A 13,732-nucleotide genomic window follows, 5' to 3' on the forward strand; every position below is an offset into this window, starting at 1 on the left:
ATTAATGACGATGAAATTATTTTTTATTCAGACGAACGCGCGGATCAACCACGCCGTATAACAAATCGACGATCAAGTTCACGAATACGTATGCCACGGTCACGAGCAGCACCGAGCCCTGAATAACCGTGTAGTCACGGCGGCTAATGGAATTGACGATCAATTGCCCCACGCCCGGAATATTGAACAGCGTTTCGATGACGGCTGCACCTGTGACGAGACCGCCAAAGGATTCGCCGATGACAGTCAGGATGGGAATGAACGCAACCCGGAGCACATGTGTGTAAATGATCCATTTTTCCTTTACACCCTTGGCTTTGGCCGTTTTGATGAAGTTCTCCGACAGCACGTCCAGAATGGACGCTCTCGTCATGCGTGCGATCAGGGCAGCTTGGATTACGCCCAGCACAATGCCGGGCAACAGCAAGTATTTCAGGTGTGACCACAAGCCTGACTCCAGCGGTTGATATCCTGCAACGGGAAGCCATTGCAGCTTGACCCCGAACAGGATGACCAGCAGGGAGCCGAGCAAAAAGCTTGGTATGGAGATGCCTAACATCGAGAACCCCATGATGAATTGGTCCACGATGCCACCTCTGTGTCTAGCCGCAGTGATGCCTAGCGTCAATGCCAGCGCAATACCGATGATCTGGGCAAGGATGGCAAGAGACAACGTGGGTCCCAACCTTTCCACGAAAGCTTGCACAACCGGTTTGTCCAGAAAAACGGATTGTCCCAAATCGCCGGAGAGCAGGCCCAGCAGCCAAATGCCGAATTGCTCGTAAATCGGGCGATCCAGTCCCATCCGGCTTCGCATTTCGTCAATGTCGGCCTGGGTTGCCTCCTCACCCAGCAGAATCGCCGCCGGATCGCCGGGCGTCAGATGGATGATAGAGAACACGACCACCGCCACAACGAACAGCACAGGCACCAGCGAAAGCAACCGGCGAACCATGTATCCTCCCAATCAAATCCCCCCGCTTCGCATCAGTTAGCAGAATGGCAGCCTTTATGCGTGAATGCGCCGCAGCTTGGGCTGCCGATTTGCCGCCTTTTTTACTTGGTATTGGACGTATTCCAGAAAATCGGTCCGAGGATGTTTTGGAATCCCTGAACGTTTTTGGACAGCGCCGTAATTTGTTTCGAGTGCCCAATGATGGAGAAGGGCACCTCGTCCCATACAAATTGTTGCAGTCCATCGATCAACGGACGTGCTTCTTCCACCGATGAAGCAGTTCGAATGCCTTGAAGAAGCTCATCCAGCTTCTCGCTCTTCAGCAGCCCAGCCGCCCCTCCCCAGAACGAATACTGGTAGAACGTTGGCCGGAATGCATAACTCATCGGATAGATGTCCCATCCCTTTCCTGTCGCAAGCTTCTCCTGCAAGGTAGGCCAATCGTACACATCGAGCTTCACCTTCACCCCGATCGATTCAAGCTCTTGCTGGAGCACGACGGCCACATTGTATTGGTCCACGTAATCACGAGTGGTGAAGATGGTAATCTCCTCCCCGTTGTATCCCGCTTCTTGCAATAGCTGCTTGGCTTTCTCGGCATTCGCCTGGCTATAGGCTTCCTTGCCTTTCTCCGAGTACCAGTTCGGGAATTCCGGCAGGACCAGGGAGGATGTTTTGACATAAAATTGCTCGTCCCGGAACGTCGATGTCAGGATGTCGTCCGCATTCTGGATCGCGTTGACCGCCTGACGCAGCTTCACGTTCTGAAATAGGCCGTTCTGGCTGTTATAGAAGTAAGCGATCAGACCGCCCGGACTCAGATACGTCTGCAGATCCGGATTCGAAGCGACCTGCTGCTCATTGTCCACCGAAATGTTGAGCGCAATGTCGTACTCCCCGGAAGCAATCCCGGCCAACCGCGTGGACTCATCCGTCACGAAGCGGAAGTAGAGATCGCTGGCGATCGCTTCCTTTTTGCCTCCCGCACCGTCGGCCGGTTCGGTTCGCGCACTGTAATCATCGAACTTCTTCAGGTGAATGTACTGATCTTGCTTCCATTCCTCCAATTGATAAGGCCCTGTGCCGATGAACTCTTTAATGCCCGTATCCTCGGCCGCTTCGACCACCTCTTTTGGATAAATGGCAGCAGCCGGAATGGGGTCGGCCAACAGCTGCAGCGTCAGCAAGAACGGCGTTTTCAACTGAAGCTCCACCGTATATTTGTCTTTGGCTTTGGCAACGGCACCGACAAAATTGGCTTTCCCATGGCTGGACAGCCTGATCCAGCGATTCAATGAAGCCTCGACATCCTCGGCTTGGAGTTCCTTGCCATTGTGAAACTTCACGCCTTGGCGAAGATGGAACGTGTACGTCAATCGATCCTCGCTAACTTCGTAGGACTCGGCCAATAGCGGAATGACTTGGGCGTTTTGGTCCAGCGTAACCAATTGTTCGTAAATTTCGCGGGACACGTCCTTTACGGCCGTATTGGAGGAAATGTGGGCGTCCAGCGTCACGGGCTGAGTCGGATATCCGATATTCAGCACCTGGCCTTGCTTGGCCTCGCCTTCGGCCGATGCGGGTGCGTCATTCCCGGACGCAGCTGCTCCCTGCGTCGTTTGCCCCTGACCTCCCGAAGCGCAGCCGGCGAGCAGCAGCACGATCAGGATCAAGAGCAGCGCAGGTTTCCATTTGTTTTTCATAAGACAATCCCCTTTCTATTCTTCCCGATGGGTAAGGCCCGACAGGAACGATAATCACGACTTAACTTGTCGGATTAGTGAAATTTAATCTAAGGCTAAACGGAGGCCTGCGTTTTGTAAAATAAGCATTTATAAACTATGAATTCATTTTTTGTTAATCCACAAAGTGGGTCGATTTCGTTTACACCCACAAACGCCGGATGCTAAGATACTTGAAAAATTATCCTGATTATGGGAAAGGAGCTTGACCGATGCCAACGATCACGAACCTGCATCCGAAATTGCTTCAACATATCGAAAAAATCGAACATTACAAACAGGTGCTCACCCTGCTGAACTGGGATGCCCGAACAGGTGCGCCGCGCAAAGGCGCGATCCACGCCGCACGTGCCAAAGGTACACTTGCCGAAGAATTGTTCAAATTACAAAGGGACCCGGAATTCGGCAAGCTTTTGGAAGAAGCAGATTCTGATGAACATGCGGATGATCTCACGAAGCGGATTGTACGAGAGCATCGCAGAGCTTTTACGCGCTGGAGCGCTATCCCTGTGGAGGAATATCGAGCATTCGTAGATCGGCAAGGACTCGCAAGCGTAGCCTGGCTCGAAGCCAGGGCAGCCAATGATTTTTCCCTGTTCGCTCCTCATCTGAAATCCATTTTCGATCTCAGCCTGAAATTTGCTTCCTACTGGGGATATGACGAGCATCCGTACGATGCGCTGGTGCAGCAATTCGATCCCGATTTGAATGCCCGAACCTTGAACCGTATCTTCGGAGAATTGAAATCGGCGTTGTTGCCCCTGATTGCACGCGTAACCTCCGCGCCAAGACAGCCGGACACATCCATCTTCACTCGGCCGTTTCCGTTGGATAAACAAGAACAGCTTGGAATACAGTTGTTAAATGCAATACGATACGACTTCGATGCCGGTAAATTCGGCGCAACGGTACATCCTTTTAGCTCAGCCATTAACCCCCATGACGCGCGGGTGGCGTCGAAATATGTAGAAAATGACGTGCGCATTTCATTATGGAGCGCGCTCCACGAAGGCGGCCACTCGCTCTATACCCAGCATATCGATCCCGAATTGATCCATACCGGTCTTGGCATCTTTACCTCCTACGGCATACATGAATCCCAATCCATCTTTTTCGAAAAATTTATCGGCAGGCACAAGGGCTTCTGGCAGAACCATTATCCAGGCCTGCAGCAATTGCAGCCGGACCCGTTCGCCAATGTTGAGCTGGACGAATTTTATTTAGCTCTGAACGCCGTACGGCCTTCGCTGAACCGTTTCGAGGCGGACGAGCTGACCTACAACCTGCACCTTATCATTCGATACGAACTGGAACTGGCTATCATTGCCGGGGAAGTCGATTACGATGCATTGCCTGAAGCCTGGAACGACAAGTACGAGGAATATCTCGGCGTGCGTCCGCCATCCCATCTGGAGGGCATTCTGCAGGACGGGCATTGGTCTGCCGGGTTTGGACTGTTCCCTTCGTATACGCTCGGTTTCGTCTACGCTGCGCAGCTTCATGAAGCGATCCGCCGAGACCTTTCCGACTACGACCAACTGGTCGAAGAGGACCGACTTGAACCGATCCTCGAATGGCTGGCAACGCATGTCCAGCAATACGGCAAATCGCGTTCCGCTGACGAACTCATTCACGCTATTACGGGACAAGGCATTGATACCGCTCCATTGATTCGTTATTTGACCGAGAAATACGAACGGTTATATTCGTTGTGAGCGCAACAAACCCAATGCAGCAAAACACAACCGGAAATGATTTCTTTTCGGGAAAAAATTTATCATTTTACGGCTTCCCTTTTCCTCCGTCCGACTGTATAATAATGACATAATTTAAAGGCTATGTTGCCGAAAGGTACAACCTCGCGAACATTGGAGGTTGTGCCTTTTTTGCGTTTTCTGGCCTGATTTGCACCACCACTATTCCATCCAAGGAGTGAATGTGTAATGCAGCTTGAAGCTATTTATCATCGTGCACGCTTGAACTGGTCTTATGCTTATGATCGCAACACCCTGCATATCCGCCTGCGAACCGGACGTGACGATCTGGATCAGGTATCCGCCGTCATCGGGGACAAATACGCTTGGGAACGCACCGCCCGTACCCTTCCAATGCGCAAATTCGCCAGCGACGAGCTGTTCGATTACTGGCAAATCGAAGTGCAGCCTCCATATCGGAGACTGCGCTACGGGTTCGAACTGGAGCAGGACGGCGAACGGATTTGGATGACCGAACGGGGATTCGAAACCGAGCTGCCCGAAAACCCGCTGGAATTTTACGACTTTCCTTTCCTGAATCCGGCGGACATTTTCCAGGCGCCTGCATGGGTGAAGGACGCTGTCTTTTATCAGATTTTTCCGGAGCGTTTCGCGAACGGCGACCCGTCCATCAGCCCCGAAGATGCGGAGCCTTGGGGCGGCGAACCGACGCCGACCAATTTCTTCGGCGGAGATTTGCAGGGAGTGATCGACCACCTCGACCATTTGAACCAGCTCGGCGTAAACGCCATTTACTTTACTCCGGTGTTCGAGGCCAGCACCAACCACAAATACAATACGGCCGATTATTTGAGGGTCGATCCTCATTTCGGCACCAATGCCAAGCTTAAGGAGCTCGTGGATGTATGTCATGCCCGCGGCATTCGGGTGGTGCTCGATGCGGTGTTCAACCATTCGGGAAGAGACTTCCCGCCTTTCGTCGATGTAATGAAAAACGGCCAGGCTTCGCCATACGCCGAATGGTTCCATGTGCGCGAATGGCCGCTGCGGATCGAGGACGGCATTCCGACGTACGATACGTTTGCCTTCGAACCGATCATGCCTAAGCTCAACACCGAGCACCCCGAAGTCAAAGCCTACCTTCTTGAGGTCGCCCGGTATTGGGTGCAGGAAATCGGCATCGACGGATGGAGGCTGGACGTGGCGAACGAAGTGGATCACCGCTTCTGGCGCGAGTTCCGGGATACGGTCAAAAGCATCAAGCCGGACGCGTATATCCTCGGCGAGATCTGGCACGATTCCATCATGTGGCTGCAAGGGGACCAGTTCGATGCGGTCATGAACTACCCTTTTACCAATTCGGTGCTGGATTATGCGGTCCATGGCAAATTAGACGGAGCTGCCTTCGCCGGAGAGATTGGAAATCTGCTCGCGGCTTATCCGCAATCCGTCACGGAGGCGGCCTTCAATCTGCTGGGCAGCCATGACACGCCGCGCCTCTTGACGGTCTGCGAGGGCGACGTTCGGCGCATGAAGCTTGCCGTCCTGCTGCTGTTGACCTACCCGGGAGTACCATGCATCTACTACGGCGACGAAGTCGGGTTGGAAGGCGGCTACGATCCGGGATGCCGGAAATGCATGGAATGGGACGAAACCCGGCAAAACCGCGAACTGCTCGACTTCTACACGCGGATCATCACGCTGCGCAAAACCCATGCGGCGCTGCGCGGCTCCCATTGGCGCATCGTGCACGCCGCCGAAAAAGATGCCGCAATCATAATCGAACGCACCGATGACGGGAGCCACGAACATTTCCGCCTGCTGATGAATGCCGCCGAGTCGCCTCGGGTGCTGCAATTGCCCATGCCGGAAGAAGCAAGCTGGCGCGATGCATTTAGCGGCGAAGTGCTGACCTCGGAAACGTCGACGCTGGATATAGCGTTGGAAGGGCTTGATTTCCGCCTGCTCAAACTTGAAGTCTAGTGTATTCGGCTCAACGTTAACCCAAACCAAACACCCGCAGGAACCGATGGTCGATGGGCCATCCCTGCGGGTGTTTTCACGTTTAATGTTTCAGCCTTATCTTCGGCTTATGTTTCGATTTGTTCTGGCGAGACGGCAAGGGGCTGCCTTACCTTTTTCATGCGCGGGCTCGTCAGGCCGTCCTTCGCCAAGATGATCTTTTGCGGAATTTTGTAATCCGGCAGGCGTTCGCGGCAATAATCCCAGATCATCCGGCGCAGCTCGGCGAGGGGCATCTCCCGGCTTGTCTGCACGGTGACCGTTACACGCTGGCCGGTGATGCCGCTGTGTTCGCCGCAAACGACCGCCACTTCAATGACCTCCATCTGCTCCAGCACGCCCTCCACCTCTGCCGGATAGACTTTGCGGCCGCCTACATTGATGATCTCGGAATCGCGGCCCAGAATGCGGAGATACTCCCCTTCCATCACGGCAGCATCTCCTGTGCGCAGCCAACCGTCTTCGGTAAACGGCGACGGCGCGTTTAAATATCCAAGCATGGCCGTTGCCGTGCGAATTTCCAGCAGCCCGTCCACCACGCGATACTGCACTTCCCCGTCCCGTACGGCAAACAACAGGGAGCCCGACGCTTTGGAGCGCGTCGGCAAAATGCCGAGCTCGGACATCCCGTAAGCTTGAACCGTCCGAATGTGAGGAAACGCCCTGTTCCACGCTTCGAGCAGCGCCTGTGACATTACCTCAGACCCATACGACACCACTTCCAGACTGGACAGATCAAAGTCCCGGTACGCACCGCTGAGCAGGAGCAGGTTCATAAACGTCGGCGATACGGGCAAGGCCTGCACCCGATGCCGCTCGATCGTTCTGCACACCTCCTCCGGCGATCGCTCGGGGATCATGCACAGACAGCCGCCGCTGGCCAGCGATTGCAGCAGCGTATTGAAACCGCCGATATGGTCAAAACGCATGAAAGGAATCGTCCGCAGCGGGCGGCCCTGCCTTTGAAACCGCTGCAGCAGCCGATCGGCGCGATGCACGGCAGCCTTGCTTCGTCCCGTCGAACCGGAAGAAAAAATGACCAGACCGCCGACCTGCTGCTGACGAAGTTCGGTTAATAGCGGCGGCAATCCGTCCGCCTCGAATCGCTTTACGCTTAAGGCCACCAGACCGCCAGGCACGGCATCGCTTAACGTTGCCGTACACCGATCTTCGTCAGGCACGGAACGAAGCTTGTCCGCACTCCAAAGCAACCCCTCCGATAAAGTGTCACCTACATCATCAACGTCGGCCCCATACCCATCAGTATCGGAGTGCTTCTCCCGCCTGGCCACGATTCGCCATTCCGCTCCAGCCAAATCCATATACTCCTCCCGCTTGTTCCGAACTAGGTCCGGAGCCAGCGGAATAACGATGCAGCGCTGCTCCAGCAGAGCCAGCAAAGCGGCAGCGGCATGGGGAGAATAGTCTGTCTCCAGCGTAACGACGCAGCCCGCCATGCCGGCATTGCCGATCAGGCGGTTCATCCTGCGTACCTCTCCGCGCAGCCATCCGTAGCTGTAACCGTCATTCTGCCATACCATGGCCGGGGCGGAGCCCCATCCCTCGAATCGCCGCAGTAACGTTTCGATCATGGTTCCACTCCTTCCCGCTGCGCACGCAGTTTGCCCTCCAGGTAATCCACCAGCGAACCGACCGTGCGGTAAGGACTTTCAGGCATCGAAGCAGCCGCCATCTCCGTCAGTGCGACCGATATGCCGTATCGATCCTCGACCTCCTGTTCCACGACGGCTAATAACGACACCAAACCAAGCGAATCCAACCGGCCGTTCCTGCCATAGAGCGGAGCATGCAGTCCAAGCTCCACCGGGATGCCGCCGCGTCCATATGCATTCAGTTCATGACAGCTCTCCAGAACGATGCGGGCCAGCTTTTCTTCCCGCTTCGCCTCCGCCGAATTCGCCTTTTCATCCCCGGCAAATGCACGCTGAACAAAGCGGGATTCGCTGCCATGGATGGATTGCATCTTCTCGTACCAGGCCCATTCATCGTTCGCCAGTTGCCCGATGACCCCACTGAGCTCATCGTTCCAACCGGAATCACGCTTTGCGAGCCTGGCCATCAGCAGCTTGTGACTCCGTTCCCAACGCCCGATCAGGCCCTGCCAGGCCTCAAGATAGGCGTCGTACGGCGAGCCTAACACGCGAGCCGCTTCCAGCAGTAAATCTCTGAAAAAATACCGGCTCCATCGCATATCGAACAATAGGCCCGGTAGCCGGGAAACACCAGCATTACTGGATTTCCAATCACCGGAAAGGTTAACCTCAGACATTGCAGCGGTCGCCCCCTGCTGCCCATTCCGGAAGACAGAATGGTGTGCACGCTCACTCCCGGACTCTCCTTGAACGCGGGAACGTGCCCCGCCTTCGTCTTCTTTTCCTTCCATATGGAGCGTGCGCAGCAGCTCTACGGTGACGGCTTGTCCAAAGTAATAATTCCGTTCCCCTTGCCTCACCTGCCTGGCCGCCAGGAACTCGTGAATTTGCGTAGCCAGGGCTGCGCGCAGCACCTCTCGATACCCGTCATCATCCAGCTGGCCCGCGGACCGAACCTCCATCGTTCCGTAGGTTCTCAGCTCTTCCTTTCGCTTGGCTGACGCCAGTTCGGGCATCGCCTTGTGCCCTTTCCAGAAATCGCGAAAGGCCGAAAGCGAGACCGCCCCCTTATATTTGGAGGGGACCGGATCATACACGTCCACATGCCGTTCCCCGATATCGCACACGGCCAGCCAGTGGTCCACCAGATGCAGGCGGGAACCCTCCCTTAGATGTTTATGGATATACTCCGGATTCCGAAAGTTCTCGTCATACGGCAAATGGTAGCTCGAACCCGTTGCGAGGAACAATTCACCTTCTCCCACGCGCTCACGAATGGCGGCAAGCCCTTCCTCGAAACTGCCCATTTCGCGCTGCTCCCCCATGCTCCAGACGGCATCCTCGTAATCCAGCTTGTGAAAATAAGGCTTGACCAGCCCCGTGTCCGAACACGAGGGAAGGGTAAACAATCGGCTGGCCGCCAGAAGGCCAAGGCTGCTCTGGCAGCCCTGGCGCCGCAAAACCTCATGAATCAGCGGAAAATGGCAGGGATAATAAAACGGAATATCCATCAGTGGCTGAACATGCCGTAAGGATGACATCGGTTTACCTCCTCGTTTCGTTTCTGGCCGGGCTGTCGCCCCAGGAACGGATCGTATAATGGAGAGACTGCGGATGCGTGGCCCGGAAGACGCGATTGGGCATCGGCCGACCATCCGGGTCGGTCTCAAATCGGCGGAAACCACGCGTAAACCGGAACCGGAAACCGCTGTCCCGCGGAACTTCGAAGCATCCTTCGTAATGTCCGTCTCCGACATGTTTCAGCTTCATGCCCATGCCGCCGTATATGGTGTCTTCCGCAGGTTCGCGAGACGGCGATTGTGCGCTCAGGCAGATGAGAACGTGACCGGAAAGCTCCTCCACGACGGTGTACGCCTTGGTTGCCGTCAATTCCCCGAACTGAAGCCGAACGACCGCCCTGCCGGTAGCGACGGGAATCAGCGTTCCATCCGGCAGTACCTCGAGCACGTCAGGTTGTTCGGAAATGTATGCCCCTTCCAGCAGGCTGACCTTAACGCCGTTGTCATAGCGGAGCAGGGCATTAATTCGGCATTTCATATCTCCTTTCAACCCTAGAACACTTCTGCCCTTGAGTTCGAGGGAAGCCGGGTTGCCTTTTTTACCGAACATGCAGAGCAGCGGAAGGTGTACGCGTTCGGCCCAATCGGCTTCCTGATGGCCGGCATCGGGTTGTTCCAGGTAAATGAGGTCCTTGCCAGCCACGTAACCACGGTCCAGAAGTTTGTCAACAACCTCTCTAATTTGGCTTGGAAGGAACAGACCTTCCATATCCCCGATATCCATCCACATCCGTACGTCTGGTTTTCCTGCGGGAAGCCGAATCATCGGCTCTTCTTTCAGCCGTCCCGGGGAACTCGCATCCAACTGCACGTCATAAAAAAACGGCGACAACATCATCAGCTTGCCAAAAACGTCCGGATGGCGCATGCCGATGTGGAACGTGCACAATGCGGCTGCGGATGAACCGATCATCCCCGTATGCTCCGGCTCCGTTAACGTCCGATATCGCCGGTCAATGAACGGCTTGAGCTCATGCACGATGAAATGTTCGTACAGCAGCCCCGAGCATCCCACGTCTACAGCTTCGCGGACCGGCGCAGCATAATGGTAAAACTCATTGTGCGTAACCGGGCGAACATGGGAGATGCCCACAATAATCAGCTCCTCCATGAGCCCCAAACCGATCAGGCGGTCTGCCGCCACATCCATCTGCCACGTTTCCTGGCCCGGCTTGGAGAGGCCGAAAGCGCGCTGGCCTGCATGCATATAAACGACCGGATACCTTTTATCGGTATGCTCATGATATCCCGGAGGCAGATACACATGGATATTTCGGCTGTTGCCCAGCCGCGTTGCCTTGAATTCGCTCAAACATTCGATAACCGACCTTGTCTCCAATGAACTCATCACGGATCATCGCTCCCCTCAGCTCATCATGCCTTGCAATAATGAAACGCCTCTCTACGCTGCTGCCTGCAACGACAAACAACCCCGCCTCGAAGGAGACGGGGTTGTTTCGGATCGGATCATCGTTTCCGAAATGCATGGCCCTTGTATTGTGGATTCTGCGATTAGTGTAAATCCAATGATGCGGTTTGTAAATACGAAAACAAGAAAAATAAACCTAAAATAAAAGTTATTGACAAACCCATTGCCGTTTTTTATGATTACGGTGTGATGTACAACTCGAGGGCCATGCTTTTTAGACCTAAGGTCTAGGACAACCCCGGTAACTCCAGCAGGAGATGCCGGGGTTTTTGCATGCAGGAAGGAGGTAGACCCGTCCATGGTTGGCAAATGATTGGCCATCCGCAATTGTAAGCGTTTTTACTTCCACGGATTACATAATAACATACTCTAATCGCGAAGGGTGGATTACCATGTTGAATGTGACCAAACGCATCATTCTCAGCACCACGTTAACCCTCGGCTTGCTGGCCGGGAGCGCACTCCCCTTCCTGCCGGCGGCTTCCGTGCTTGCAGACCCCGACACTGCCGTAACGAACAAGCAGAATTTCAGCACAGACGTCATCTATCAGGTATTCACCGACCGCTTTCTGGACGGCGATCCTTCCAACAACCCTTCCGGAGCAGCGTACGATGCCAGCTGTACCAACCTGAAATTGTATTGCGGCGGGGACTGGCAGGGATTAATCAACAAAATCAACGACAACTATTTCACGGACCTGGGCATCACCGCGCTCTGGATCTCGCAGCCGGTAGAAAACATCCATGCCGTCGTCAATTACTCGGGCGTCAACAACACTTCCTACCATGGATACTGGGCGCGGGATTTCAAGAAAACCAACCCGTACTTCGGTTCCATGACCGACTTCCAGAACCTTATTCAGACCGCTCATGCCAAAGGCATCAAAATCGTCATCGACTTTGCTCCAAACCATACGTCACCGGCCATGGAGACCGATACCTCGTTCGCCGAGAACGGCAAGCTGTATGACAACGGCACGCTCCTTGGCGGTTACACCAACGACACCAACGGTTACTTCCACCATAACGGCGGCTCGGACTTCTCTTCCCTCGAGAACGGAATCTACAAAAACCTTTATGATCTCGCCGACTTGAACCACAACAATGCGACCATTGATAAATACTTCAAAGACGCCATCAACCTCTGGCTTGACATGGGCGTCGACGGCATCCGCGTGGATGCGGTCAAACACATGCCGGAAGGCTGGCAAAAGAGCTGGATGTCGGGCATTTACAGCCATCAGCCTGTATTCACGTTCGGTGAGTGGTTCCTCGGCTCTTCCGCTGCGGATGCGGACAACACCAAATTCGCGAACACTTCAGGCATGAGCCTGCTTGATTTCCGCTTCAATGCCGAAGTGCGGAACGTGTTCCGCGACAACACGTCGAACATGCATGCGCTGGATTCCATGATCAGCAGCACAGCAGCAGACTACACGCAAGTCAATGACCAGGTGACCTTTATCGATAACCATGACATGGACCGTTTCAAAACAAGCGCGGTCAACAACCGGCAGCTGGAACAGGCTTTGGCCTTCACGCTGACATCCCGCGGCGTGCCTGCCATCTATTACGGCACTGAACAATACCTGACCGGAAACGGCGATCCGAACAACCGCGCCAAAATGCCATCGTTCTCCAAAACAACAACGGCATTCAACGTGATCAGCAAGCTGGCTCCGCTGCGCAAATCCAATCCGGCCATCGCTTACGGCTCGACGCAGCAGCGCTGGATTAATAATGACGTGTACGTCTATGAACGCAAATTCGGCAAAAGCGTTGCCGTCGTGGCGATCAACCGCAACCAATCGTCCTCTGCCTCCATTAGCGGACTTGCAACGTCCCTGCCTTCGGGAACGTACACGGACGTCCTTGGCGGCGCGCTGAACGGCAACAGCATTACGTCCAACAACGGCAGCGTTCCTACATTCACGTTGGCCGCAGGCGGGACGGCAGTGTGGCAGTACACGGCTTCCGAAAGCACGCCGACGATCGGGCACGTCGGACCGATGATGGGCAAACCCGGCAACGTCGTCACGATCGACGGCCGCGGCTTCGGCGCAACCAAAGGCACCGTTTACTTCGGCACAACGGCCGTAACCGGATCTGCGATCCAATCGTGGGAAGATACCCAAATCAAAGTTACCGTTCCTGCCGTTGCAGCGGGCAATTACGCGGTGAAGGTAACCGCAGGCGGCGTAACCAGCAACAGCTATAACGGCTTTAATATTTTGACCGGCGAGCAGGTCACCGTTCGATTCGTTGTCAATAATGCATCGACATCCCTGGGCCAGAACGTGTACTTGACCGGCAACGTTGCCGAGCTCGGTAACTGGTCCACAGGAGCAAACGCCGTTGGGCCAACCTTCAACCAGGTCATTCACGCCTATCCGACATGGTATTACGACGTTAACGTGCCTGCCGGAACGCCACTCGAGTTCAAGTTCTTCAAGAAAAACGGCTCTACCGTCACATGGGAAAACGGATCGAATCACACCTTCACCACGCCAGCCAGCGGCACCGCAACCGTAAACGTGAACTGGCAATAAAATAACTCGGCAAAACCAAACACCCCGATGCAGCACGCATTTCGCGTATGCTCGGGGTGTCCGTATTTCCGTTTTGCTTTTCAAGCTGCATCGCTGATTAATGGATAAACAAGAATTCCCATCTGCT

General features: G+C 54.7%; 8 protein-coding genes. 3 read left to right on the forward strand and 5 right to left on the reverse strand.

Features of this window, described 5'->3' with window-relative positions; translation table 11 throughout:
- Positions 1 to 16: 16 nt before the first annotated feature.
- Together RSX24_RS16090 and RSX24_RS16095 are read right to left on the reverse strand one after the other, a co-directional pair.
- Positions 17 to 955 (reverse strand): ABC transporter permease, encoded by a 939-nt coding sequence (locus RSX24_RS16090; protein WP_438286840.1) that lies wholly within the window; start codon positions 953 to 955, stop codon positions 17 to 19.
- A gap of 101 nt (positions 956 to 1,056) precedes the next feature.
- Entirely contained in the window at positions 1,057 to 2,658 is a 1,602-nt protein-coding gene (locus RSX24_RS16095) for an ABC transporter substrate-binding protein (RefSeq protein ID WP_236415631.1), read from the reverse strand.
- 251 nt (positions 2,659 to 2,909) lie between these two features.
- Between RSX24_RS16095 and RSX24_RS16100 the strand changes: the two genes are divergently transcribed.
- Both RSX24_RS16100 and RSX24_RS16105 read left to right on the forward strand, forming a co-directional pair.
- Positions 2,910 to 4,412: a carboxypeptidase M32 gene (locus RSX24_RS16100; RefSeq protein ID WP_343261176.1), complete on the forward strand. Its 1,503-nt coding sequence runs from the start codon at positions 2,910 to 2,912 to the stop codon at positions 4,410 to 4,412.
- Positions 4,413 to 4,640: 228 nt separating this feature from the next.
- Positions 4,641 to 6,395: a glycoside hydrolase family 13 protein gene (locus RSX24_RS16105; RefSeq protein ID WP_343261177.1), complete on the forward strand. Its 1,755-nt coding sequence runs from the start codon at positions 4,641 to 4,643 to the stop codon at positions 6,393 to 6,395.
- A gap of 107 nt (positions 6,396 to 6,502) precedes the next feature.
- Here RSX24_RS16105 and RSX24_RS16110 read toward each other — a convergent pair whose 3' ends face one another.
- The 3 genes from RSX24_RS16110 to RSX24_RS16120 are packed head-to-tail and all read right to left on the reverse strand — an operon-like array spanning position 6,503 to position 10,975.
- Positions 6,503 to 8,026, reverse strand: coding sequence for an ANL family adenylate-forming protein (locus RSX24_RS16110; RefSeq protein WP_343261178.1), 1,524 nt, complete (start codon positions 8,024 to 8,026; stop codon positions 6,503 to 6,505).
- Positions 8,023 to 9,588 carry an acyl carrier protein gene (locus RSX24_RS16115; protein ID WP_343261179.1) on the reverse strand — a complete coding sequence of 522 codons (1,566 nt, stop codon included), beginning with the start codon at positions 9,586 to 9,588 and terminating at the stop codon, positions 8,023 to 8,025. The genes RSX24_RS16110 and RSX24_RS16115 overlap by 4 nt, the downstream gene beginning before the upstream one ends.
- 4 nt (positions 9,589 to 9,592) lie before the next feature.
- A complete protein-coding gene (locus RSX24_RS16120) occupies positions 9,593 to 10,975 on the reverse strand; it encodes an alpha/beta hydrolase (RefSeq protein WP_343261257.1) in 1,383 nt (460 codons plus the stop codon).
- 473 nt (positions 10,976 to 11,448) lie between these two features.
- Here RSX24_RS16120 and RSX24_RS16125 point away from each other — a divergent pair, with 473 nt between their 5' ends.
- The gene (locus RSX24_RS16125) at positions 11,449 to 13,605 is read left to right on the forward strand and encodes an alpha-amylase family glycosyl hydrolase (RefSeq protein WP_343261180.1); all 2,157 of its coding nucleotides are present in this window, start codon (positions 11,449 to 11,451) and stop codon (positions 13,603 to 13,605) included.
- The last annotated feature ends 127 nt before the right edge of the window (positions 13,606 to 13,732 follow it).

Origin of the sequence: Paenibacillus hubeiensis, from assembly GCF_032334105.1 — a bacterium.
GTDB classification, from domain to species: Bacteria; Bacillota; Bacilli; order Paenibacillales; family Paenibacillaceae; genus Paenibacillus; species Paenibacillus hubeiensis.

What these genes read in the sequence shown, in the direction of transcription:
- RSX24_RS16090 (WP_438286840.1), bottom strand. Translation starts at nt 955, where the DNA reads ATGGTTCGCCGGTTGCTTTCGCTGGTGCCTGTGCTGTTCGTTGTGGCG.
- RSX24_RS16095 (WP_236415631.1), bottom strand. Translation starts at nt 2,658, where the DNA reads ATGAAAAACAAATGGAAACCTGCGCTGCTCTTGATCCTGATCGTGCTG.
- RSX24_RS16100 (WP_343261176.1), top strand. Translation starts at nt 2,910, where the DNA reads ATGCCAACGATCACGAACCTGCATCCGAAATTGCTTCAACATATCGAA.
- RSX24_RS16105 (WP_343261177.1), top strand. Translation starts at nt 4,641, where the DNA reads ATGCAGCTTGAAGCTATTTATCATCGTGCACGCTTGAACTGGTCTTAT.
- RSX24_RS16110 (WP_343261178.1), bottom strand. Translation starts at nt 8,026, where the DNA reads ATGATCGAAACGTTACTGCGGCGATTCGAGGGATGGGGCTCCGCCCCG.
- RSX24_RS16115 (WP_343261179.1), bottom strand. Translation starts at nt 9,588, where the DNA reads ATGTCATCCTTACGGCATGTTCAGCCACTGATGGATATTCCGTTTTAT.
- RSX24_RS16120 (WP_343261257.1), bottom strand. Translation starts at nt 10,975, where the DNA reads ATGAGTTCATTGGAGACAAGGTCGGTTATCGAATGTTTGAGCGAATTC.
- RSX24_RS16125 (WP_343261180.1), top strand. Translation starts at nt 11,449, where the DNA reads ATGTTGAATGTGACCAAACGCATCATTCTCAGCACCACGTTAACCCTC.